23 protein-coding genes are annotated in these 23,291 nt (G+C 40.0%); 2 read left to right on the top strand and 21 right to left on the bottom strand.

The features are described 5' to 3' along the window. Positions 1-51 precede the first annotated feature (51 nt). The 15 genes from kduI to BM015_RS06175 form a co-directional block, all read right to left on the bottom strand. Positions 52-882: a 5-dehydro-4-deoxy-D-glucuronate isomerase gene (gene kduI, locus BM015_RS06245; protein WP_090656076.1), complete on the bottom strand. Its 831-nt coding sequence runs from the start codon at positions 880-882 to the stop codon at positions 52-54. A gap of 99 nt (positions 883-981) precedes the next feature. Further along, positions 982-1,749: an SDR family NAD(P)-dependent oxidoreductase gene (locus tag BM015_RS06240; RefSeq protein ID WP_090656072.1), complete on the bottom strand. Its 768-nt coding sequence runs from the start codon at positions 1,747-1,749 to the stop codon at positions 982-984. Between the two features lie 125 nt (positions 1,750-1,874). Further along, positions 1,875-3,872, bottom strand: a complete 1,998-nt coding sequence (locus BM015_RS06235; RefSeq protein WP_245751259.1) for a M1 family metallopeptidase — start codon at positions 3,870-3,872, stop codon at positions 1,875-1,877. A 65-nt stretch (positions 3,873-3,937) separates the two neighbouring features. Then, positions 3,938-4,666, bottom strand: a complete 729-nt coding sequence (ric, locus tag BM015_RS06230) for an iron-sulfur cluster repair di-iron protein (protein WP_090656219.1) — start codon at positions 4,664-4,666, stop codon at positions 3,938-3,940. Positions 4,667-4,679: 13 nt separating this feature from the next. Next, positions 4,680-5,111, bottom strand: coding sequence for a hypothetical protein (locus tag BM015_RS06225; protein WP_090656069.1), 432 nt, complete (start codon positions 5,109-5,111; stop codon positions 4,680-4,682). Positions 5,112-5,206: 95 nt separating this feature from the next. Further along, complete coding sequence (locus BM015_RS06220) at positions 5,207-5,611, bottom strand: cytochrome C (RefSeq protein WP_090656065.1); 405 nt, start codon at positions 5,609-5,611, stop codon at positions 5,207-5,209. A gap of 1 nt (position 5,612) precedes the next feature. After that, complete coding sequence (locus BM015_RS06215; protein WP_090656062.1) at positions 5,613-5,879, bottom strand: hypothetical protein; 267 nt, start codon at positions 5,877-5,879, stop codon at positions 5,613-5,615. Continuing rightward, positions 5,879-6,892, bottom strand: coding sequence for a cytochrome c (locus tag BM015_RS06210; protein ID WP_090656059.1), 1,014 nt, complete (start codon positions 6,890-6,892; stop codon positions 5,879-5,881). The genes BM015_RS06215 and BM015_RS06210 overlap by 1 nt, the downstream gene beginning before the upstream one ends. Before the next feature lie 5 nt (positions 6,893-6,897). After that, the gene (locus BM015_RS06205; protein WP_245751257.1) at positions 6,898-9,063 is read right to left on the bottom strand and encodes a cbb3-type cytochrome c oxidase subunit I; all 2,166 of its coding nucleotides are present in this window, start codon (positions 9,061-9,063) and stop codon (positions 6,898-6,900) included. A gap of 46 nt (positions 9,064-9,109) precedes the next feature. Next, positions 9,110-9,541: an RrF2 family transcriptional regulator gene (locus BM015_RS06200; RefSeq protein ID WP_090656055.1), complete on the bottom strand. Its 432-nt coding sequence runs from the start codon at positions 9,539-9,541 to the stop codon at positions 9,110-9,112. A gap of 198 nt (positions 9,542-9,739) precedes the next feature. Continuing rightward, positions 9,740-10,066, bottom strand: a complete 327-nt coding sequence (locus BM015_RS06195; RefSeq protein ID WP_090656052.1) for a metal-sulfur cluster assembly factor — start codon at positions 10,064-10,066, stop codon at positions 9,740-9,742. Further along, positions 10,063-11,331: a hypothetical protein gene (locus tag BM015_RS06190; protein WP_090656049.1), complete on the bottom strand. Its 1,269-nt coding sequence runs from the start codon at positions 11,329-11,331 to the stop codon at positions 10,063-10,065. Before BM015_RS06190 ends, BM015_RS06195 begins: the two co-directional genes overlap by 4 nt. A gap of 19 nt (positions 11,332-11,350) precedes the next feature. Then, positions 11,351-12,202, bottom strand: coding sequence for a DUF2249 domain-containing protein (locus BM015_RS06185; protein ID WP_090656045.1), 852 nt, complete (start codon positions 12,200-12,202; stop codon positions 11,351-11,353). Between the two features lie 30 nt (positions 12,203-12,232). After that, complete coding sequence (locus BM015_RS06180) at positions 12,233-13,138, bottom strand: DUF2249 domain-containing protein (protein WP_090656042.1); 906 nt, start codon at positions 13,136-13,138, stop codon at positions 12,233-12,235. 290 nt (positions 13,139-13,428) lie between these two features. Beyond that, positions 13,429-14,793, bottom strand: a complete 1,365-nt coding sequence (locus tag BM015_RS06175; protein ID WP_090656039.1) for a dipeptidase — start codon at positions 14,791-14,793, stop codon at positions 13,429-13,431. Between the two features lie 281 nt (positions 14,794-15,074). Between BM015_RS06175 and BM015_RS06170 the strand changes: the two genes are divergently transcribed. Beyond that, on the top strand, positions 15,075-16,583 hold the full coding sequence (locus BM015_RS06170) for a serine hydrolase (RefSeq protein WP_090656036.1): 1,509 nt from the start codon (positions 15,075-15,077) through the stop codon (positions 16,581-16,583). A 130-nt stretch (positions 16,584-16,713) separates the two neighbouring features. Next, positions 16,714-17,400, top strand: coding sequence for a 2-C-methyl-D-erythritol 4-phosphate cytidylyltransferase (locus BM015_RS06165; RefSeq protein WP_090656030.1), 687 nt, complete (start codon positions 16,714-16,716; stop codon positions 17,398-17,400). A 66-nt stretch (positions 17,401-17,466) separates the two neighbouring features. Here the strand turns inward: BM015_RS06165 and BM015_RS06160 are convergent, their stop codons facing one another. The 6 genes from BM015_RS06160 to BM015_RS06140 all read right to left on the bottom strand — a co-directional run bounded on the left by BM015_RS06160 (position 17,467) and on the right by BM015_RS06140 (position 23,185). Continuing rightward, positions 17,467-18,651, bottom strand: a complete 1,185-nt coding sequence (locus BM015_RS06160) for an acyl-CoA dehydrogenase family protein (protein WP_090656027.1) — start codon at positions 18,649-18,651, stop codon at positions 17,467-17,469. 78 nt (positions 18,652-18,729) lie between these two features. After that, complete coding sequence (locus BM015_RS06155) at positions 18,730-19,125, bottom strand: response regulator (protein WP_090656024.1); 396 nt, start codon at positions 19,123-19,125, stop codon at positions 18,730-18,732. Between the two features lie 17 nt (positions 19,126-19,142). Further along, a complete protein-coding gene (locus tag BM015_RS06150) occupies positions 19,143-21,236 on the bottom strand; it encodes an endonuclease MutS2 (RefSeq protein WP_090656021.1) in 2,094 nt (697 codons plus the stop codon). Between the two features lie 128 nt (positions 21,237-21,364). Then, positions 21,365-22,336 (bottom strand): YihY/virulence factor BrkB family protein, encoded by a 972-nt coding sequence (locus BM015_RS06145; protein WP_090656019.1) that lies wholly within the window; start codon positions 22,334-22,336, stop codon positions 21,365-21,367. A 75-nt stretch (positions 22,337-22,411) separates the two neighbouring features. Then, complete coding sequence (locus tag BM015_RS21520; RefSeq protein WP_177191828.1) at positions 22,412-22,582, bottom strand: hypothetical protein; 171 nt, start codon at positions 22,580-22,582, stop codon at positions 22,412-22,414. A 45-nt stretch (positions 22,583-22,627) separates the two neighbouring features. Next, complete coding sequence (locus tag BM015_RS06140; RefSeq protein ID WP_090656212.1) at positions 22,628-23,185, bottom strand: YciE/YciF ferroxidase family protein; 558 nt, start codon at positions 23,183-23,185, stop codon at positions 22,628-22,630. Between the last annotated feature and the right edge of the window lie 106 nt (positions 23,186-23,291).

Raw genomic sequence — 23,291 nt, 5'->3', positions numbered from 1 at the left:
TAATCAAGGTTGAATACCTGATTTGCTGCGAAGACGAAGGTCAATACCATGTTATTTTAAATCAGCAATAGCTACCGCATCCATATCGGAATAAGTATAATTTTCGCCGGCCATGCCCCATATAAATCCATAATTACTGGTGCCACAGCCTGCATGAATACTCCACGACGGTGAAATAACCGCTTCATGATTAGCCACCACAATATGTCTTGTTTGCTGTGGCTGGCCCATAAAATGAAATACACGCTGGTCATCGGCCACATCAAAATAAAAATAAGCTTCCATGCGGCGTGTATGAGTGTGTGCGGGCATGGTATTCCAAACACTTCCGGTATTTAAAATGGTTAAACCCATTACAAGCTGGCAACTCTTTAAACCATTCTCATGAATATAACGATAGATGGTTCTTTCATTGCTGGTTTGCAAAGAACCAAGCACTGCGTTTTCCACTTCTGCTTTTCGGGCAACCTGCACAGGATATGCAGCGTGCGCCGGCGACGACAACAGGTAAAAAACGGCGGGCTGTGTTGCATCAGCACTTTCAAAAAAAACTTTTTGTATGCCCTTGCCTACATATAAACAGTCAAGTTTATCCAGCTCATACACAACATCATCGGCAGTAACTTTTCCTTTGCCGCCAACGTTAATAATACCCAGCTCACGGCGCAGTAAAAAATAATCAGCACGCAGTTCTGCATGTGTATCTAAAAATAATTTTTGATTAACGGGCTTGGCGCCGCCAACAATTACGCGGTCATAATGAGAATATACCAATTGAATTTTATCATCCTGCATCAGCTTGTCAACCAGAAAAGATGAACGCAATTCTTCTGTTTGCATTGCTGCTGTTTCTTTAATACCGTGTTCAAATCTTATTTCCATGATTATCTTTTTTCGTGAATTGTCAAAAGTGAACCGTGAATGTAAGTCTCTGCAATTATATCTAACTCCTTACACCCAATTCCCTATTCCTGCTTCTCCTTACCTCGCCATCCAGCCGCCATCAACATTTAATATAGTGCCATTTACATAATCTGATGCATGTGAACATAAAAATACAATTGCGCCTTTTAAATCTTCGGGTGTGCCCCAGCGGTTAGCCGGAATACGTTCGAGGATTGATTTATTTCTTACTGCATCTTCACGCAAAGGTTTTGTATTATCTGTTGCAATATAACCGGGCGCAATGCCATTTATGTTAACGCCCTTGCCAGCCCATTCGTTGGCAAATGCTTTTACAAGTCCTGCTATAGCTGATTTACTTGCTGTATAACCTGGCACCGTAATACCGCCCTGGTAAGAAAGCAACGAACAGGTAAACACAATTTTACCCAAGCCTTTTTCAATCATATCTTTTCCAAACTCACGGGTTAAAATAAACTGGGCATTAAGGTTTATGTCAATCACTTTATCCCAATATTCATCGGGATGTTCTGCCGCAGGCTTGCGCATAATAATGCCTGCATTATTTACAAGTATATAAATGGTTTTATTTTCAGCTTTTACTTTTTCTATAAAAGCATATATGCCCGCCCTGTCGCCAAGATCAACTTTATAGGGCTTGAATAATTTGCCAAGCGCTGTAACTTCTTTTTCAATGCTGCTGCCGCTTTCCAGTGAACGGGATGCGCCAATAATATCTGCACCGGCTTCGGCCAAAGCAATTGCGTATGCTTTACCAATACCTTTATCGCAACCGGTAACCAGTGCCGTTTTTCCTGAAAGATCAAATAAAGATTGCAAGCTCATTATAATTTATCCTGTAATGAATTAAAGAAGCAAGTGTACGAAGTATATTATTTATGACTGATAGAACCAAAGCCTTTATTTACGAAAACGTTTTAGCCATTATATATAAATCGCCGGGATTATATTCAACTTGCTTTCCATACATTATTATTCCTGTTACTGTCAGGCAATTCATGTTTGGGATCTACAATAACTGATTGTACCGGCTGCGATGTTTTTACACGCAATATAAATTTGGCTGATTGCAGCCATGTTTCCACAGGCAATTGCACAAGCTGTTTACTGCCATCTTTTAAAGTCAGTTCAACGGTGCAGGGCATGGCCATTTTTTGCAGATTATTTATAACAATGGTTGCGGCGTTTGCGCCTTCTTCCGTTTTATTGCTTACATCTGCAACTGCAATATCCAATTGCCAATTGTGTACAAACCATTCTTTCCAAAACCATGATAAGTCTTCGCCTGCTTCATTATTCATGGTTCTGAAAAAATCATCCGGTGAAGGATGTTTATAAGCCCATCGTTCGGTGTATTTTTTAAATGCATAATCAAAACGGTCGTGACCCAATATAACTTCACGCAGTAAAACCAAACCAAATGCCGGTTTAAAATACACCAATGGATGGCGGTATTTTTCTGTAAGCATATCGGCGCGGCTCATCATAGAAGGCGCCAATGAATCTTTTAATAACGGCACAATTTCATCAGCAGGATTACCTTTCTTAGGTGCATATTCACCATCGCGTTTAGGCGCATATTCGCCTTTATTAAAATCATCAGCCGCATATACATCAATAAATGTATTGAAGCCTTCATCCATCCATGCATAACGGCGCTCATCACTGCCCACAATCATTGGAAACCAGTTATGGCCAATTTCATGCGCCGTTACCCAATACAATTCATCAGACTTATCGCGCCAGCCGTCAAACACAATTCCGGGATATTCCATGCCACCTGCCACACCTGCTTCATTTATAGCAACAGGATATGGATATACAAACCATTTCTCTGAAAAATATTCAATTGATTTTTTCAGGTATTCCGTTGCCCTGCCCCATGCATCATTGCCTGCGCTTTCAACAGGATAAACAGACATTGCCAAACATTTTTTGCTATCAGGTAAATTCACTTTTGCGGCATCCCACATATATGCCTTTGATACGCCAAATGCCACATCGCGTGTATTGTTCATTTTAAAATGCCAGGTAAGGGTTTTGTTGCTGAATGTTTTTTGAGCATCATTGTTCACTTCATCCTGCGTTCTTATCATTACAGTTTCATTGCTTGCTCTTGCATCATTCAATCTTTTTATTTGTGCTGGTGACAATACTTCTTTTTCGTTCAGCAATTCTCCGCTGCCCGCAACAATCATCCCTTGAGGTACAGTAACTGTATAATCAAAATCGCCATACTCGCAATAAAATTCGCCGCTTCCAAGAAAAGGAAGATTTGCCCAGCCATTTAAATCATCATATACACACATACGTGGGTACCATTGTGCTATTTCATACACCTTTCCATTCCTGGTTGCATAGTAATCTGTTCTTCCGCCAAAAGCGCCCGGTATAGTATATTGATAACTGATATTAATGGTTATGCTTTGTTTTGGCGGTAACGCATTCGCTAACCTTAACTGCAATCTTGTATCGGTAATAATATAATCTGCTGTTGAGGTTTTGCCCTTATACCCGGTTGAAATACTTTTAAATTCATACCCGTTTGTATGCATTTTATTTACACGCCGGCCTGTTGTGTAAAAGTTTGACCGGGCATCTTCTTTATAGGTATTCTGATCAATTTCTAACCATAAAGAAGGCAATGAATCAGGACCGTTGTTAGTATAATAAATGGTTTCAGCAGCGGTTAAAATATTAGATACGGTGTCGATGGCTGCTTTAATATTATAGTCTGCTTTGTTTTGCCAGTATTGCGGGCCGGGAGCGCCGTTTGATGAGCGGAATTCGTTTCCATTCTTAGTAAAGAAATTTTGTGCGAACAATTCTTTAGGGTTATATACAGATTGTTCAACTGATTGGGCAAACGAGTTTGCTGATACAAAACCAACTAATAGTAATAAGATGGAATGCTTCATCATGTTGCGGCTTATAATTAAGTGTTGCATGTTGCAAATTAAACGAATTCAATGCTTCATCCTTTTCCTAATTATAAGCAGCAACCATTCAAACTCTAATGCAGCATTTGTTCTTCCATTGCAATAGCTTTTGGAAAAAGAATGTTATTCTCCAGGTGAATGTGCAAATGCAGGTCTTCTTCAAATGCTTTCAGCATAGCCAAAGTAACCCTGTATGTGTTGCAGGCGTCAGCAGGCGGCGTATAGTTTTGCGTAAGCGCTGCTATCCTGCCAAAACGATCACCTTCCGCATTATGTTCATGCAGCATTGCAGCAATAGGATTTTGTACTGTTCCAAAACGCGGCGCAGTAAGATCGTCGCCACTGTTTGCAGCAGCCACCATTTTTCTTATAAACGGAAATAAAATCAATTCTTCTTTTTTCATGTGCATGGCTAATTCACCTGCAGATTCATCAAATAATTGCTGCACTTCTTCAAGCTCGGGATGCCGCGAACCGTGCACGCTTACTACTTTGTTGAGAAAAGGTTTTATCTCTCCTGTTTTCATTTCTACATAACGGTGATGTTTTTTTTCAATGTAATCGGCAAGCAGGTCCAATGGCCAGGAATTATAATCAATTGCCTTTTCATCACTTTTCGCAGTAGCCTGTTGCAATGCATTCAACAAATTATTTACATCTATTTTTTGATTCGCACAGGCTTCGTCAATAGTCTTATTGCCTTTGCAGCAAAAATCAATGCCATAAGATTGAAATACGGATGCAGTATTATAATCGCTGGCTACCAGTTGGCCCACGATGGTATGCGCTGTTATATTATTCATGATTAAATATTTTTTATTTGAAAAGAGAAGTGCCAAATATGAACAGGCATGCCACTTTAAGCACTTCTGTTCCTATATAATAAAAATGCAGGTTGGATGGCGGCAGCACTGCATTCTGCATGCGTAGCTCAGCACGTGCATCGAGCGCCGGCAAAAGCCAGAAAGCCTGCATAAGAACGACTAATAATGGAATAAAAAAAGTAAGATTACGGAGTGTTAACAGTTGGTTTCCTGAAAGCAGCAGGTTAATAAATATGATAACCGATAATAAAATTTCCACACGATTGAGCGCTTTAAAAACAATTCGGCCTATGCCGAGCCCCACAGAAAGTGTAACGTTAGGCGCCCGGAATTTAATCCATGATTCCATAAAGCTGATAGCGCAAACAAAGCCAATCCACACAAAAGTGATAACAATTGCTACGGGTAATTTTACTGTTGCCATGTTGAATGAATATTGAGCTTTTTAATAAGATTAATTTCAGTTAATTCATTATTATTTGCTATGATGAAACGCTTTATGCCGCTGCCATTCAAGATTTATGATGCAGCAAAATATCTCACCAGGTAAAACAGCGCCCATCCTGTAAAGCCAATGATAAGTATCCAAACCCAGGCAGGAATGCTTTGCGGCGTTTCACTTCCTTCAATAAGAAAAGATTTCTGATCGCCTTTGCCATAAGCATTAATCATCAAGGGCAGCACGCCATCTACTACCGCATTTTCTTTAATCCCTTCAACCGCTATGGCAGGGCCATTGCGCACAACGAACGGAATTTTACGGATGCCTTCTTTGCCCGCAGGATCTTTACTCACAATCTTCAATATATGTTCTCCATCCGTAAGCTTGCGGGTATCTAATTCAAAACTCACCGGTGAAAGCACTTCTGCCACAGGCTTGGTATCCTCATCAATAAAAATGAATATGGTACTTTTATCACGCATATTATTGGTTGTTTAAAATCATTCGCTTAATGTGTTCTTTCGATTTTTCACCTGGCTTTACAAGCCATTTCACTGAAAAGAAAAGCGTTGCTAACACAATTATGACAGCTATATATACGATAAGATAATCCCAGCGGCTGTCCGGGCCCGCACCATGTGTAATGCCTCTTAAAATTTTAGGCTGGCTCTGTTCACAGGCAGGGCATGCCGCAACAGTGCCCACTGATGCGACAAAAAAAATAAGGATACTGTTTATTAATTTCTTCATTATTTGGGGGCGTTTAATTTTACAAAATCCATGATCTTCTTCACTTCTTCAGGCGTCACGTGTTTGCCGTTATTACCCCAACTGCTGCGTTCATAATTGATGATAGCAGACACTTCGTTTTCACTGAAACTCATATTGGTTCCTACTGCCGGCATTACACCGTATTCCTGCCTTGCATCATAACCATTCATTATAATATTCACATATAACTCAAGGTCATCGCCCAATACCACAGGGCTTCCTTTTAACGGCGGAAATGCACCTGGCAGGCCTTCCCCATTTTCCTGGTGGCATGACTGGCAGTTGGCAACAAATAATGCTTGTCCGTTTGCACCTGCATCTTCAGCAGCAGCGCCGCCCGCAGCTTCTTTTTTTACTTCTCTTTTATATAAGAATTCTGGTTGAGCAGTTCCGTCTGGCAACTTGGTTTGCTTGCGCGACTGGAGATAAGCAATCAAATACAGGGCATCTTTTGTTGCCACCACTTTGCCTTCCTTCCCTTTTAAATATTCCGCAGGAACGTTTACCACCACATCATTTTTTGAAGGTTCTTTTTTTATGGTGAACAACCAGGAATAAGCAGGCATCACAGATTCCTTCACCACAATGCGCGGGTTAAAAAGATGCACAAGGTTCCAGTCCTTTGATGGCTGGCGGTTACCCACATCAGTAAGGTCCGGGCCTGTACGTTCTGTTCCCATTAATGTGGCAGTGTTACGCCAGAAATCGGTGCGTTTTATACCAGCATAATCTGCCGCAAGGCTGGGGCGGCTGCCCCAGCTTTTATCCATATCCACATTGCGTACCTGTTGCGTATGGCAGGCAACACATCCATTCGCTACAAACAATGCTTTGCCCTTCACAGCGTCAGCACTCAATTTTTCTGCTCCGGGCAATTGCTGGTTATTTTCCTGGTTATGGATAGCCGGCAGAATTGCCACCATCAACGTTAAACCAACAAACATTAACGTGGCAGTACCAAAAAGCTTTTTATGATTATTAAAGAATTCCATTATGATTAATATGATTTGGCAGGTGAAATGAATGAACTGTCTTTTTCGAGTTGCTGAATAGCAGATGATTTTACATCTACTTCGTTAGTGCGTTTTATCATCTTATACATATTATAAGCAAAGAATACATGAGAAAGCCACATAAGGGTGCCGCCAATTGCCCGCCATAACCAGTAAGGTTCCATTAGCTTTACACCATCCATAAAAGGCTTGCCATTCAGCCACAATAAACCTTTTAATGTGCTGCCATACATAAGCGGCACAGTGTAAAAAAGTAATCCTATCAGGGCCATCCAGAAATGAGCGCCCACTGTTATTTGCGGTGCTTCTTTGCCGGTAAGCCTTGGCACCACAGCATATATGCAGGCCCATAAAAAGAAAGATATAATACCGTACATGGTTAGATGGGAATGCGCTACGGTAAAATCAGTAAAATGCCAGATAAGATTGGTAGAACGGAATGCTTCTGCCGTACCCTGCATGGAACCTGTGAAGTAAAAGATGATACCTACCAAAAAGAAAGGAAGCGTATAGCTGTCTTTTATTTTATACCAGGCGCCTTTAAAAGTCATCAGGAAATTAGTGGTGCCTGCAATTACCGGAATAGCCATGCCCCCGCTGCCAACTATAGCTACGGTTTGCAGCCACCAGGGTATAGCGCTGAATACAAAATGGTGTGTGCCGATAAGCGTGTAAAATAATATTTGTGTCCAGAAAGCAAGAATACCAAGGCTGTAGGAATAAATAGGTTTATTAAGTTGCTGCGGCAGGAAATAATACACAATGCCAAGTGTAAACAACATAAACCACATTCCTACACCCTGGTGCATGTAATAACCCTGAACGATGGTTTCTCCCAAACCATTTTGCCAGGAAGGAATATAAGCAGTTAGTGAGATTACGATAGTGAAAATAATAGCCGATACCATATACCAGTTAGAGATATAAATTTCTTTTGTGGTTCGGACGGCAATGGTTTTAATATAATTGATGAGGCTGAGTGCAAGGCCAATACCGAATAGCAGCATTACAGGCCATATATATTCGCGGTATTCGCCGCCGCCGTTATTAATGCCTGCCATTAAACAAACAGAACCAATAATAACCGCCGCATTAATAAAGAACAGCGCATACCAGCCAAGTTTTATGCTATACATTTTTACATTGCTTACCCTCGGCACTATATAGTTACCCAGCCCAAGCATGCCCAGTGAAGCCCAGCCCCAGAATACAGAATTAGTATGCACAGGACGTAAACGGCCAAAGCTAAGCCAGCTCACATGGTCAGCATCGGGCGCCACGAATTTAATACCGAGGTATTCGCCGATAGTGGTTCCAAACAGCAACCAAAATGCAGCGCAACCTAAATACCAAAGTACCAGCCGGGATAAAGCAGGATCAATATTAGGCCGCGGCAAGGCTTTCTTTTTAATGGCAACTATCGGCATGCCCGGCTCCTGGCTAATGTTCAGCAAACCTCTTGAATCTTCTGCGGGTTCGCTTCCTGACAATTCATTATGCGTAAGCGAATAATCGAGCGCTTCTTTTCTCTTCTTCAACACATCATTTATTTCTTCATCCGGCAATGTTTCAAGGTATTCGGCCAGCTTTGCGGCTTCTTCAAGCCGCATCTTATTCCGCTGCCGGTTTATGGCATTGCTTATTTTAATGGTAAGAAGAATAAGGCCGGCCAGTATAGGAATTAGAATTAGTATGATGGTAATAATAATGCCGCCTTCGCCCAGCAATGAAGATGCATCGGGCTTTTCGGGTGTTTGAGCTATAAGGCTGCCTGGTAAAAAAATAAATAATGATGCAAAAAAGATTAAGAGAATATTGCCTGCATTGCGGAAAGATTTTTTATTACGGTGCTGCAATAATTGTTCAATCTGTTTGCTGTTGAGCTGCTGTGTATATTCCTTTAGCTTCTCTTTATATGCTTCTGTTTTGTGCTTTTTATAATTGCTCGTTAATGCTGAAACCTTTTCCTTAAGCATAACGGCAGCTATGAGCAGCATAAGCGCAATGATTAGCATAAGCCACAGCCATGCTTCTTTTGATTCAAACGAAAAAGCCGATGGTTTCATGCCCTGCGCCCACAATGGAAAAGCGGTAAACAGCAATGGGATAATAACCAGGCATTTCATCAATAATTTATTCCTGCATTTCATATTTAAGATATTAATACCTTTTTGTCTTTTATTATTTCAAAAAAATTTATCTTCTTAAAAAAGCCGTATTATTTTCAAGCGCTTCTGTAAAAGCATCTATTCTTGCGTTTTGCAGCATATTTGATAACTCCTGTCGCACCTTCTTGAATTGAAAATGAATGGGGCATGGTTTTATTTCCGAGCATTGCTTTAAACCGAGGCCGCAGCCATAAAAAATCTTATCGCCATCCACTGCCTTCACAACGTCTGCCAGCGATTGTTTCATAGATGTCTTATCAAGATAAAACCCGCCGGAAGGGCCTTTTGCAGATTGCAGCAAGCCTTTGCGGGTTAAATCCTGCAAAATTTTTGCAATAAAATGTTCGGGTGAATTAATGCCTTTGGCTATATCTTTTATACCAACCCTGCTATCCTGTTTTGTTTTTTGTGCAATAAATATCATAGCCCTTATAGCATACTCGCAGGTTTTTGAAAACATTCTTTGTTTTTATGGTGCAAAGATAAAACCCAATCTGTAATAAAAGATAAAAAACTCTTTTATTTGCTAAATAAATTTTGCAGGCAGCGGGAATCTTACATCGGCACAGTGAAGCCGGCCTGATGAAGCATTTCAAAAATATATTCACACTCCTCCTTTCGATCAGACTGCTATCGCGGGCCGGCCGTGCTTACAGGCTCATTTCAATCCCAATTGCATCCTGCCTTCCTGCGTAAGCATTTCAAACCCCCAGGGAGGATCAAATGTCAGATCAATTCTTATTTCTTTACCCGGAAAAACTTTTTCCAATGCATTTTGCACTCCGTTGGTAATGGCTTCGCCCATCGGGCAATGCGGTGTGGAGAGCGTCATCGTTACAACAATATTATCCCCGTCAAACGCTACATCATATATCAGCCCAAGGTCTATCACATTCACAAAAAGCTCCGGGTCTATCACACTATATAGTGCTTCCTGTGCTTTTAATTTTTCCTCAGAAAATGGATCGCTTAATGATATAGTCATGATACAATTTTTGTTTTATGCAGCAGCACCTTCATTACATTTATCACATACAGCGAAGACACCATTATCCATATTGCAGATGCGATACGGATAATAACAGTCGCATTTATAACGATGCCAGCGCAAAGCAATATAACGGCAGCTATGTAAAGCCTGAATTGCCATTTAACCAGAACTTCACTATACAATTGTTTAGGTAAAGGAACCTTTACTTTTCCTGAAAGCGTTTTGTAATGCGCATTCCATACTATAAAAGGTAATGTTTTAAATGTTTTACCAAGTATAATACCTGTTATCCATCCCATAAATAAAAGGGCGCCGTATAATATTGCCCAACGGGAACCTGCGGCATATACAATTACAGGTATCAATAATATAGCGGCGCCCAGGCACAGGAAAGAAATAAAAGTATGTTTCATTTGAATGTCTATATTTTTTCTAACGCGGCTTCTAAATGCATCATATAAATACATTAGCCAGCATACAATACCGGCAGCAACCAATATGACATATATAATAACCCTTGCTGCAGTAATGCCAAAAAAATAACCATCCAATAGAAAAAATAATAACCCTGCATTTTGAAACAAGCAAGCATATAGCAGCAGCTTTTGCCTTGCAGATTTGCCTAACAAAAACATAGGCACAAGTTTACTGCTCACACCGGTTATTAGTTGAAGAAACCAGCCAGCTAACCCTGCATGTGCGTGCAACTTTAAAATCTCAAGGTGGCTTTTGCTGAAGAAAGGATATCGTAAATTAATTGCAAGCAGTAATCCTGCTATAGCCGTAAACAATAACCATGCACCTGAAGTAACAACAAATAATTTCACTACAGAATAACGAATACAAATGTGGCTTGTAAATAATACATTGATAAAATAAGCACATGCTGATAACACAATCAGCGTGCCGCCACTGATCATCACCCATCCGGTATAAAAGTTATAGAAAGCAACAATAAGTAAAGCGACACCTGCTGTTAATGTGTACCAGCATATAGCCGCAATTGTTGGGCTGAACAAATCACGCTCACAAATTACAGGCAGCAGTTGATGTGCTGCGCCAAAGATGACCATCGTTCCCCAGCCCAGCGCTGCTGTATGTACAATTGCCAGCAGGTGTGGATTGAAATAGTGGTTTGTAAGATTACCTGCATCAAAAAACAATAAAAGGCAAAGTGCCCAAAATGCGATGGTGGCCGTTGCATAAAAAGGAAGAACTGCATTGTTGGGTGGTGCTTTGCCTATATTAATATCTGCCATTGAGCAGGATTATTTAATGTTATACTGATGAAGTTTCAAATAAGATCATCTTCACATTCTTTTCATCAATCGTGTGAATATGCACTTCATAATTTTTATTTGCAAGATCTTCAAGAAGATATACAGGCACTCTTTTGTGATGAACAAATAACATATTGCCTTTTGGCAATTCTTCTAATGCTTTTAAAATAGTTTGCATTGGCAATGGCATCTCCAGGTGGCGCACATCTATTTCTTTAATCTTTTCTTTTGAAAAAGCATTATGTACCGATTGAAAAGAATCAGCATCATCCATAATCACTTTCTCACCTGTATTAGCTGCAGCTTTATTTACAACATCGTCTCTTTGCTTTTTCAGGAAATAAGTATAAAATTCAGTGTTGCTTTTTGCTTCCACATAACTGTCTTCTGCCTTTTCCTGTTTCAGCAAATGAATTAATGGCGTTGGAATAAAACTGTTGATGATGCATAATACTTTGCCAGGCGCCACTTCTTTAAACTTTCCCATTATATTTCTCAGCGGGTCTGTGCCCGACTCGATTATGGGACGCACATCATACCATATAATATCGCTTTCTTTTGTATTGCGCAGCCAAATGGGCTTAGGTTGAATAGCTGCTTCTTTAACTGAAGAAGTTATTTCATAACTGAAACCCAGTGGTATTAATGCTGCCACAATATCTTTTACATTACAATCAGCCATTTTTGCCGCCTCTGATATGTTTACCCTTGAAGCCATCACCTTCCTCAGCACAGGATTTTTTAAACGGCGCAACGGTTTTGCAACTGCTGCAATAGCATCAATGGCCGCCTTATTAAGGGCTATCAGTTCCGATATTTTTGTATGATCATTGATAATCATTTTTTCCATGGCGATATAATTTTATTGCAATGTGCACAACTAAACCTCTGCTGCTTCCGCTTCAAGCGCAGATACTTTTGGAAAAAGCATATCTTCTTCCACATGCATACAATGCACGAGTGTGCTATGCAATTCTTCCAGCTTTTGATAGAAATAAGTAAATGAATTGCAGGCGCCATCAGGCAGCGTGTAATTATTAGTTAGCCTGCGGAAATACTCAAGGTCTTCTGTAATAATCACATGCTCCTTCTGCAATAACAGCAGTGATTGTTTAACAATATCCAAATCAGTTATTTCATCTTCAACACTGCTGTTTTCTGCTGATGCAATTTGTTTGATAGCCGGCAAAACAGCATTGTCTTCTTTATCAATATGCACCTGAAGGCTCTTAAAAAAATAAGGTATGGATTGTGCAAGACGGTTTAGTTGCGGGTACTGGCTGCCATGCCGTTCAGCAACTTTTTCTGCTAATCCTGTTATAACCTCTGCATTGCTTTTTATATAAGCATGATACGTGTTAGTGATATAATCTGAGAGAAAATTCAGTTGCAGTTTATCAATGCCGGGCAAAGCAATATGCTTCTTCTCCCCTTCTGATATTTTTTCAGATGCTTTACCGGTATTGCAGCTATAATCAATCCCTTTTGCTTTAAATACGGTAGCCTTGCGCAGGTCTTTTTCAGAAACCGACACAGCATTTTCCTGCTCTTCATTTTTGTTTTTGGCAATTTTAACCTGCCAGCGCAAGGGCCCCTGCTGAAGGTATTCCCACTTAAATATATTACCGCGTTCACCCAGGAGCTGATAATACAATGGTTTTGGATCATGATCATTATCAATAATAAAACTTTCACCGGCCTCCAGCTCATCAAAATGCTTAAAAATAGTTGGATGTTTAAGTTTTGGTTCTATCCGGGTAACATCTAAAATTTCTGCCGTTACCATAATGTTTAATTTTTAATTGTGTGGTTTAATAACAACGCAAAAGTACATGCTAAAAAAATAAAAGACAAATTTGTCTTTTATTTTTTTAGAGCAAATTAAATGCGTGTTATCATCTAATATGTCAGCAATATTTATCAGATAAGCTGGCTAATCCGAAAGCATATCCGGGGCATTACAAACGAAATCTGCCCGAAGCTAAACTTATAGCTTCGGGCAGATTATGAAGTGAGTTAGGCAGTGCTGGTTTTAAGCAAATGCATTTGTATGATACATAACTTAAACAATAGCTTTTATTCTTCCGCAAAATATTTATGAAAATATGGAATGGTTTCAATGCCTTTATAATAATTGGCAAGATCGAATTTTTCATTCGGGCTATGCAGGTTGTCACTGTCTAAACCAAAGCCCATGAAAATAATTTTTATGCCAAGTTCCTGTTCAAATAATGAGCAGATAGGAATGCTTCCGCCGCCGCGTACGGGGATCGGCGCTTTTCCAAAAGTTGTTTCAATGGCTTTTGCAGCCGCTTTATAACCCTTGCTTTCAATAGGCGTCATATATGGTTCGCCACCGTGATGCACCATAATTTTTATATCCACATAAGGCGGTGTAATTTTCTTCAAATGATTAATGAGCAATTCCGTTATTGCTTCTGATTTTTGATTGGGCACCAGCCGGCAACTGATCTTTGCATGCGCTTTTGAAGGCAAAACAGTTTTGGAACCTTCACCTGTATAACCACCCCATATACCATTCAGTTCAAGTGTAGGACGAATGCCTGTCCGTTCATTGGTTGTATAACCCTTCTCACCCCATAATTCATTTATGCCGAGGTCCTTCTTATAAGCTTCCGCATCAAATGGTGCTTCAGCCATCAGTTTTCTTTCTTCAGCAGAAGATTCCACCACATCATCATAAAAACCAGGTATAGTTATGTGATTATTTTTATCGTGCAGGCTCGCTATCATCTGCGCAAGTATAGTAATAGGATTGGCAACAGCACCGCCATATACACCGCTGTGCAAATCGCGGTCAGGACCGGTTATTTCAACTTCAATATAACTCAGGCCACGCACGCCAACATCCATACTTGGTGTATCAAGGCTTAGCATAGAGGTATCACTTATGAGAATTACATCGGCCTTTAATAAATCTTTATGTTCTTTTACAAAAGTGGCAAGGTTCGGGCTGCCCACTTCCTCTTCGCCTTCAATAATAAATTTAATATTGGTTGAAAGCGAGTTAGTGGCAGTCATTGTTTCAAACGCCTTCACATGCATATATACCTGGCCTTTATCGTCGGCAGAGCCGCGGGCATATAGTTTCCCGTCTTTTACAACCGGTTCAAACGGCCCGCTGTGCCAGAGTTCCAGCGGATCGGGCGGCTGCACATCATAATGCCCATACACTAATACGGCAGGCTTTGATGCATCGATTATTTTTTCACCATATACAATAGGATGGCCGGCCGTTTTATATACTTCAGCTTTATCAGCGCCTGCATCAATTAATTTTTGCTTCATAGCTTCTGCACAGGCCAGCATATCATCTTTATGCTCACTGCGTGCGCTTACGCTGGGTATGCGCAGCAAATCAATTAATTCATTTAAGAAGCGCTCTTTATTCTGTTGTTGATATTCTTTCCATTGGTTCATAAAAAAAATTTAGAAGTGTAACGAAGATAAGAGAAAGCGGCAAAGCGAACAATCACTTGCTGTATGGCCTTCTCATTAAAATACACATAAAAATAATAACGGCACACCGGCAGGTTCAAAAGCGAGAGTACCCGTTTATTGCATGAAGGCAAAATATCGCATGAAAAATAATTATCCGGAATTCAGCAGTTAAGCAACAGGTAAAACAGAAAATTGCGTACGGTTTTTGCTAAGGGAGGGCAATTTTATTAAATTATTATCTTTCAAGCTTAATTGCTATCATGAAAAAGACAATGCTTTGTATCCTTCTGCTTTTGGGAATCACGTACGCTAAATCTCAACCCTCCTTTGTAAAAGATAGTATTGATAGTTATATTAACAAAGGCATGAAAGACTGGAAGATTCCCGGTCTTGCCATTGCAATTGTAAAAGATGGCAAAGTAGTCTTAATGAAAGGTTATGGCGTTCGTAATCTTGAAACAAAAGAGCCTGTTGACGAGAACACGCTTTTTATGATTGCAAGCAACACCAAGCTTTTTACCGGCACATCGCTTGCAAAACTTGACTATGAAAATGAACTTTCATTAAATGATAAAATCACAAAATATTTCCCCTGGTACCGGGTGTATGACAGCACAACAACCGAGCTGGTAACCATAAGGGATATGCTCTCTCATCATCTCGGCACAAAAACTTTCCAGGGCGATTTTACATTCTGGAATTCCCAGTATTCAAGGGATTCGCTCATGTATAAAATGCGCCTGCTGAAACCAACAGGCAATTTCAGGCAGCAATGGGGCTATTGCAATACCTGTTTTTTAACTGCGGGCCAGGTAATTGAAAAAGTTACACACAAGCCATGGGAAGTGTATGTGTATGATAATATTGTTGAGCCATTAGGCATGGAAAACACGCACACGCTTGGTAATAATATGGAGCAAATGCCCGGCGCCGCAACACCTTATAGTAATTCGTTCAGTGAAACTTTACAGAAACTGCCTTATGATAATATTGACAATATGGCCCCTGCCGGTTCTATCGTAAGCTGTGTGAAAGATATTTCAAAATGGTTGCTGATGCAGCTTGACAGTGGCCGTTATAATGACAAGCAGATTATTCCTTGGCCGGCCATTCGCACCACAAGGGATATGAATACGATTATTACCAGCCGCAAAAATGCTTTCCTGCCTTATCATTATTTCGGTTATGGATTGGGCGTTTTTATGAGCGATTATGGCGGCAAACAGGTATTTGAACACACCGGCGGCGCTGATGGCTTTGTAACCAATACCTGTTTTGTGCCGGAAGAAAACCTTGGTATTGCAATTTTTACAAACAACGATAACCAGTCGTTTTTTGAATTGCTTCGCTATAAAATATTGGATGCATATTTTGGTTTGCCTTCAAAAGATTACAGCGCCCTGGCTTTGCCAAATTATCTTGAAGCCCGCAACAGCAGGCTTAGTGAAATAGAGTCATATAAAGCAAGGGTTAAGAATAAAAAAACACCGCTTTCCTTGAGCGTTTACACAGGCGATTATACCAATCCTGTTTTCGGGGATATGTCGATAAGAATTGTTGGCGGAGATATGGTTTTAAAATTCAACAAGCATAACCTCACTGCAAAAATTGAATACATGGATAGCAATGAGTGGCTGCTTGAATACAGTAATCCAGCCTATGGAATTTTCCCCGTGCACTTTGTAACAGACGGCGCCAGAGTAGTTTCAGTTGATATTAAAGTGAACGACTTTCTTGAGACCGACCCTTACACATTCACCAAACAATAGTATTGCACCATTATCAGTAAGAAATAATCGTTTTCTTTACCCGATGAAACCGGCATAATAATCTTCCTCACACAAGGCGATGTACATAGCACGGCTTTATGAGGCAATTGAAAAAAACAAACATTTTTGAATGAAAAAATATGCGGTAATAGTTGCAGGCGGATCTGGTAAAAGAATGGGCAATATTATACCTAAACAATTTTTGCTGCTGAAAGGAAAAGCTGTTTTATGGTACACACTCGACACCTTTTTACGGGCATACAGTGATTTAAAAATCATATTGGTTTTACCCGCCCAGCATATTCAAAAAGGCAAGGCTATTATTGAGAGCTTTGAAGTAAAGGACCGGATAAATATCATTACAGGCGGCGATACACGCTTTCATTCCGTGCAATGCGGCCTTAAAGAAATTAAAGAAGAATCTGTGGTTTTTGTGCATGATGCTGTGCGCTGTCTTGTTTCAGTGCCATTAATTCAGCGCTGTTATAAAAATGCATTGGAACATGGAAGCGCTGTTCCTGCTGTTGCTGCAACAGACAGCATACGCATCGTAAATCATGCCTGTCATACCGTTGCAAAGCGGGAAGATGTTCGCATTATTCAAACCCCGCAAACATTTTTAAGCAATATTATTCTGCCGGCTTTTGAACAGGAATATACAGATGCTTTTACAGATGAAGCAACCGTAGTGGAAACTTATGGTACTGAAATTTTTTTAACGGAAGGTGAATATGATAATATAAAAATCACAAGGCCGGTTGACATGATGATTGCAGAACGCATACTGGAAGAACGTTCTGCATTAAAGCAGGTTTAAAACGTAACTACATTGAGGCAATAAAAAAATCTGCAAATCTTACATCCCTAATCTTCGTTCACCTGATTATTTAAACGCATTAAAACCCGTTACATCCATCCCGGTTACAAGCAAATGAATATCATGTGTGCCTTCATAAGTGAGTACGCTTTCAAGGTTCATCATGTGGCGCATAATACTGTATTCGCCGGTAATACCCATGCCGCCAAGCATGGCCCTTGCATTACGGGCAATATCCGCGGCTATTTCGCAACTGTTGCGCTTGGCCATACTTACCTGTGCAGGTGTTGCCCGGTCTTCATTCATTAAAACACCAAGCCGCCAGACAAGCAGTTGTGCTTTTGTTATTTCGGTTATCATTTCAGCCAGCTTTTTTTGCTGTAACTGGAATGCACCGATAGGTTTATCAAACTGCACGCGTTCTTTGCTGTATTGGAGCGCTGTATCATAACAATCCATAGCAGCACCAAGGGCGCCCCAGGCAATGCCATAACGGGCTTTGGTTAAACAGCCAAGCGGCCCCTTTAAACCTTTTACGTTTGGAAAAATATTTTCTTTGGGCACGCGCACATCATGAAAAACGAGTTCACCCGTAGCGCTGGCACGCAGGCTCCATTTGCCATGCGTTGTGGGCGTTGTAAAACCTTCCATACCATGCTCAACAACTAAACCGCGTATCTCTCCGTATTCATCTTTGGCCCAAACAACCGCCACCTGCGCAAAAGGCGCATTGCTTATCCACATTTTAGCGCCATTTAGTATTACATGATCGCCATCGTCTTTAATATTCGTTACCATACCCGCAGGATTGCTCCCAAAATCGGGTTCGGTAAGGCCAAAACATCCCAGCCATTCGCCGCTTGCCAGCTTAGGTAAATATTTTTTACGTTGCTCTTCGCTGCCATAAGCATAAATGGGATGCATAACCAAACTGCCCTGTACGCTTGCTGTTGAGCGAACACCGCTATCGCCGCGCTCCAGTTCCTGCATCATTAATCCATAACTGATATAATCCAAACCGCCGCCGCCATATTCAGGCGGAATGGTTGGGCCAAAACAGCCAAGTTCACCCATTTGCTTTACTATAAATTCCGGGAATTCTGCGCGCTGCGCATAGTCTTCAATAATGGGGGAAATTTCTTTCTTTACATAATTGCGTACTGTATCGCGAACAAGCTTGTGTTCATCGCTTAACAGTTCATCTATAAGGTAATAATCCGGCGATTGAAAATTGTCGGTCCTGGAAGCCATCGCGTGTTTTTTAATAAGTAAATAAAGCCCGGCAAAGGTAGCTAGTTAACGGTATCAGCAAAGGCTTTATAACATAAATTACGTGGAAGCATATTTGGCTGTTATTTTTGAAAGATGTTCAACAGTAATGGGTTTTATAATAAAGCCCGCAGTTTTATAACTGCTGGCCCTGTCATAATCTTCCTTGTATAAACTCGAAGAAAATATATATACGGGAATGTCTTTAGTTATTGTTTCAGACCAAACATTAAACCACTCAATAAACTCCCACCCGTTCATCACGCTCATATTCAGGTCAACGAATATCAGGTCGGGCAAATTATCGGTATTTTTCATTAAAAAAGTTTGCGCCTTACTACCGTCTTCGCACGAAACAAATTCAGCAGCAAAGTCCGTAAGCTTTATTAAGCGTTCGCAAATCTTTACCGTTATGATGTCGTCATCAATAAATAATACTTTATCAAAAGCTGGCATATGTGTTATTACTCCTCTTATTTCTCTTCCACGGGTACGAGATCGTTCAAATCAATATTAATTGGAACCATTCCAATTTGCACTACAGCCCTTTTACCGCGTATTTCCTTTACTTCGCCTACCTGGAAATTCTTTTTCATTTTTACTTTTGAACCAACTGAAACAGGCGTTTGTAATTCCCTGTATTTTGATTCAATTTTCTTTTCCAGCCTGTTCTTAACCTGGTTATCCTTACGCTTAAATAAAAGTTCCTGTAACTGCTTAATTACCTCATTTTTATTCTCGGTCTTTTTCCAATCTAAAACAATCTGTTTAAGCTTACGCTCCATTTCCCTGAGATAAGCTATCCGCTCTTCAGTAACCTTATTCTGAAGTTTTAACACTTCAATTTGCTGCCTGTGCTTTTCCCTACTTAATTCAGTTGATAATTGCTTTTTCAGTTGCTCATTTTCGGACAATAACTTTTTCAGATCGAGCTTTTCCTTTTGCAATGTTTGAAGATCCTTTTCCGTTCTGTTTAACAACTTATCCAAACGGAAATGATTTTCATCAACCAGCTTTTTAGCATTCGCAATGAGGTGTTTGGGTAAACCAATGCGTTCTGCTATTGCAAAGGTATAAGAACTGCCCGGTTTTCCAACAGATAATTTGAATAAAGGTTGAAGGTTTTCTTCATCAAACATCATGGAACCGTTAATAATTCCAGGAGTTTTATTGGCAAACGTTTTAAGGTTAAGGTAATGAGTTGTAACTATTCCGAAAGCATGTTTGCGGTTAAGCTCATTTAAAATAATTTCTGCGAAAGCACCGCCAAGATTAGGGTCTGTGCCGCTGCCCAGTTCATCAATAAAAAACAATGTTTTGCCATTTGCATGTTCAATAAAATATTTCATGTGCAGCAAATGCGAAGAATAAGTGCTCAGGTCAAATTCTATGCTTTGCGTATCGCCTATGTGAATAAATAATTGTTTGAAAATACCCATTTCAGAATCGTGGTGCACCGGCACCAGCAACCCGCTTTGCAGCATCACCTGGTTAAGCCCGATGGTTTTCATGGTAACAGTTTTACCACCGGCATTAGGGCCGCTTATAACAAGCAGGCGGTTTTGTTCATCAAGCCTTAATGTAACCGGGATGGTTTGCCTGCCCGATTGCTTATTATGCAGCAGTAATAACGGATGATATGCTTCCCTTAAATCAACGATGGCTTTATCTGAAATATTTGGAAAATTGCCTTTTATATCAATACCAAATTTTGCCTTGGCATTTATAAAGTCATATTCACCGGCAATCTGCAGCCATTGCAACAGAAGGCCGCCGTAAACGGAAAGGTTCGCCGTTAACTGTTTTAAAATCCGGTAGATTTCTTTCTTCTCTTCATTTTCCAGCGAAAAAACTTCATTATTTAATTCTATGGTTTCTTCGGGTTCTATGAAAGCTGTTTTACGGCTGTCGCTTTCGCCATGCAAAATGCCTTTTACCTGCCGTTTATATTCTGAAAAAACAGCCACTACCCGCCTGCCATTGCTGAAACTTTCTTCAATTTCCGCACTGTATCCGGCCCTGTTCAAACGGGCTACGGCTTTCTCAAATACACGCCTTAATTCATTGCGTTTGCGAAAAAGGTTTTGCCTTATTTTTTGAAGTGCTTCGCTGGCATTATCTTTTATATTGCCGCCATCATCAAATATTTCATCAATCATTTGCATGATGGTTTTTTCATAGTAAGAATTTTCCAGCACTTTATATAACGCGGCATAGGCCAGCCTGCGCTCCGCATCAAACCAGCGGAATATTCTTTCTGTATTGGCAGCCAGTTTGCGGATGTTTATAAAATCTTCCGTTTGTAATACACCGCCTTCTATACTTAATAATTTTAAACTGCGGTTTAGGTTTAAACTGAAATTATTGGGCAATGACTGGCCTTGCTCCACTACGAGTTTACATTCATGGGCCTGCTGCAACTGGAGCTGTATGATTTCTTTCTTGGTATGAATGCGAAGCTGCGATACCTTTTCTTTTGCATAATCAGTATCGCAATATGCGGCTAAAAGGTTTTTTATTTTAGAAAATTCAAGCTGTTGTTCTGCTGATTCCGGGTATAATTTCATCACTTCAAATAAAACAAACTACTAAGCTACAGATACAAGTAGCAGTTACAAAATGCTGCAAGATATAATGTTTAAATCATGTGATTAACTTAGAATGCCCGGAACCTGAAAACCAGAAATATATTTAACTATTTCACTTGTTTTTTATTTGCAGCCACATCCTTTTTTTCATTTGATTGCACAGTTTGTTCGCCCGTTTCAACTTCCACCTGTTTCATGGTAACCGCATAATCGTTAGGATGAATGGAAGAGCCATATTTAACAGCGTAAGCCTTTGTGAATTCCGCGCCAAAATATAGAATAATTGAAGAGTAATATACCCATACCAGCAGGATTACAATGGAACCTGCCGCGCCATACGTGCTGCCTACATTTGTTTTAGCTATATAAAATGAAATGGCGAATTTGCCCAACATGAATAATACAGAAGTGGCAACAGCGCCGGACATTATATCTTTCCATTTAATCTGTGCATCAGGCAGCACTTTAAATATTACTGCAAATATCAGCGTCGTTATGCCGAATGTTAATACCAGGTTTATAATGTAAACAATGTGAACCGCTACATCTGGATAGCGGGTTTTAAAACTGCTCATTAAAGTTTCTATAATGGCAGATATACCCAGCGATACCAGCAATAAAAAACCAAGGCTTGCTATTACTGAAAAAGATAAAAACCTGTTGCGAAGCATTTTAAGCCAGCCTTTTTTAGGCTTGGGTTTAAGGTTCCATATTTTATTAATGGAATCCTGGATGTCCCCAAAAACAGTGGTAGCGCCTATTAATAAAGTGATAACGCCAATAATGGCCGCAAAAGCGCCTTTACCATTTATGAAACCATTTTTAATTACCTGTTGTAATTGCAAAGCGGTATCGGCACCCACAAAATTTACAAGCTGATCATACACTCTTCCTTCAATGGCTTCGCGGCCTAAAAAAATGCTGCATAAAGAAATAATAATTACCATTAGCGGGCCTAATGAAAAAACGGTGTAATAAGCAAGGCTGCCGCTAAGCTTGGTTACTTTATCATTTCCAAATCCTTTAAATGATTCTTTAAAAACTTCAAACAACCCTTTTACAGACAAACGCTTTTTCATTACCTTTTTTAATAGTGTTCAAACAAAAACCCCGCCGATGGCGGGGTTCTGTTTTAATCTAAGGTTGGAAAACAATTAAGAGAAAGCTGTTTCAAGCCTGTCTTCTGTAACATGCATTGTATCTCCTATTTCATCGTATGCATCTGCTGCATATTCATTTATTTTATTTTTGTTACGCCTGTAGATATATGTGGCTATACCGGCTGCCAATGCAATTACTGCGCCTGCAATTATCTTCTTATTCATAATATTTAATTTAAATGATTCAATAATAAATTTATTTCACTTGCATTATGCACTGTAGGCCTGTTCATTTACAGTTTTTGAAATTTGCGTAAGCTTTTTATCAGCATTGCCTTCTTCCTGTTCTGTTTGTTCAAGTAAAGAAACAATTTCATCTTCACCCATCATTTTTGCATGTGCTTTTAAAGAACCGTAAGCTGCAATTTCATAATGCTCTACTTTTTGTGCGGCGATGATAAGGGCTGCATCCCGTGCATAACCTTTATCGTATTCTTCTATTGCTTCTTTGCCTTCTTCCACCAGGCCTTCCATAGCAGGGCATTTTTTTGCCTGCGCTTTTTTACCAAGTTGTTCAAACACCTGTTCCAGCCTTTCAATATGCCCTTCTGTTTCTTTTAAATGATTGTCGAAAGCCGCACTTAACTGCTCATCGTAGGCAGCTTTACTCATTTTGGGTAATGCTTTGGAAAGATGTTTTTCTGCCCAATAGATGTCTTTCAGCGTGTCTTCAAAAATCTTTGAAAGATTTTCTTTGTGGCCTGACCCGTTAGAAGCGCTTTTAGATGTAGTACGTGAAGTGGTTTTTGATGTGGATTCGTTTTTCATAAATTCTTTTTTCCGATTAATTAAACCAATTCCATACCAAACCACATTTTTTAATTTTCATGCATAGTAACACAGGCATCTTTATAATTTTTTTTAGATGTTTTTC

The organism is Parafilimonas terrae, assembly GCF_900115755.1.
GTDB lineage: Bacteria > Bacteroidota > Bacteroidia > Chitinophagales > Chitinophagaceae > Parafilimonas > Parafilimonas terrae.
Note: the sequence above shows the minus strand (reverse complement) of the source record. Positions and strands in the feature narration are given on the sequence as shown.

Excerpts from the sequence above, each read along its gene's own strand:
- kduI (WP_090656076.1), bottom strand. The coding sequence starts at position 882 with ATGGAAATAAGATTTGAACACGGTATTAAAGAAACAGCAGCAATGCAA.
- BM015_RS06240 (WP_090656072.1), bottom strand. The coding sequence starts at position 1,749 with ATGAGCTTGCAATCTTTATTTGATCTTTCAGGAAAAACGGCACTGGTT.
- BM015_RS06235 (WP_245751259.1), bottom strand. The coding sequence starts at position 3,872 with ATGCAACACTTAATTATAAGCCGCAACATGATGAAGCATTCCATCTTA.
- ric (WP_090656219.1), bottom strand. The coding sequence starts at position 4,666 with ATGAATAATATAACAGCGCATACCATCGTGGGCCAACTGGTAGCCAGC.
- BM015_RS06225 (WP_090656069.1), bottom strand. The coding sequence starts at position 5,111 with ATGGCAACAGTAAAATTACCCGTAGCAATTGTTATCACTTTTGTGTGG.
- BM015_RS06220 (WP_090656065.1), bottom strand. The coding sequence starts at position 5,611 with ATGCGTGATAAAAGTACCATATTCATTTTTATTGATGAGGATACCAAG.
- BM015_RS06215 (WP_090656062.1), bottom strand. The coding sequence starts at position 5,879 with ATGAAGAAATTAATAAACAGTATCCTTATTTTTTTTGTCGCATCAGTG.
- BM015_RS06210 (WP_090656059.1), bottom strand. The coding sequence starts at position 6,892 with ATGGAATTCTTTAATAATCATAAAAAGCTTTTTGGTACTGCCACGTTA.
- BM015_RS06205 (WP_245751257.1), bottom strand. The coding sequence starts at position 9,063 with ATGAAATGCAGGAATAAATTATTGATGAAATGCCTGGTTATTATCCCA.
- BM015_RS06200 (WP_090656055.1), bottom strand. The coding sequence starts at position 9,541 with ATGTTTTCAAAAACCTGCGAGTATGCTATAAGGGCTATGATATTTATT.
- BM015_RS06195 (WP_090656052.1), bottom strand. The coding sequence starts at position 10,066 with ATGACTATATCATTAAGCGATCCATTTTCTGAGGAAAAATTAAAAGCA.
- BM015_RS06190 (WP_090656049.1), bottom strand. The coding sequence starts at position 11,331 with ATGGCAGATATTAATATAGGCAAAGCACCACCCAACAATGCAGTTCTT.
- BM015_RS06185 (WP_090656045.1), bottom strand. The coding sequence starts at position 12,202 with ATGGAAAAAATGATTATCAATGATCATACAAAAATATCGGAACTGATA.
- BM015_RS06180 (WP_090656042.1), bottom strand. The coding sequence starts at position 13,138 with ATGGTAACGGCAGAAATTTTAGATGTTACCCGGATAGAACCAAAACTT.
- BM015_RS06175 (WP_090656039.1), bottom strand. The coding sequence starts at position 14,793 with ATGAACCAATGGAAAGAATATCAACAACAGAATAAAGAGCGCTTCTTA.
- BM015_RS06170 (WP_090656036.1), top strand. The coding sequence starts at position 15,075 with ATGAAAAAGACAATGCTTTGTATCCTTCTGCTTTTGGGAATCACGTAC.
- BM015_RS06165 (WP_090656030.1), top strand. The coding sequence starts at position 16,714 with ATGAAAAAATATGCGGTAATAGTTGCAGGCGGATCTGGTAAAAGAATG.
- BM015_RS06160 (WP_090656027.1), bottom strand. The coding sequence starts at position 18,651 with ATGGCTTCCAGGACCGACAATTTTCAATCGCCGGATTATTACCTTATA.
- BM015_RS06155 (WP_090656024.1), bottom strand. The coding sequence starts at position 19,125 with ATGCCAGCTTTTGATAAAGTATTATTTATTGATGACGACATCATAACG.
- BM015_RS06150 (WP_090656021.1), bottom strand. The coding sequence starts at position 21,236 with ATGAAATTATACCCGGAATCAGCAGAACAACAGCTTGAATTTTCTAAA.
- BM015_RS06145 (WP_090656019.1), bottom strand. The coding sequence starts at position 22,336 with ATGAAAAAGCGTTTGTCTGTAAAAGGGTTGTTTGAAGTTTTTAAAGAA.
- BM015_RS21520 (WP_177191828.1), bottom strand. The coding sequence starts at position 22,582 with ATGAATAAGAAGATAATTGCAGGCGCAGTAATTGCATTGGCAGCCGGT.
- BM015_RS06140 (WP_090656212.1), bottom strand. The coding sequence starts at position 23,185 with ATGAAAAACGAATCCACATCAAAAACCACTTCACGTACTACATCTAAA.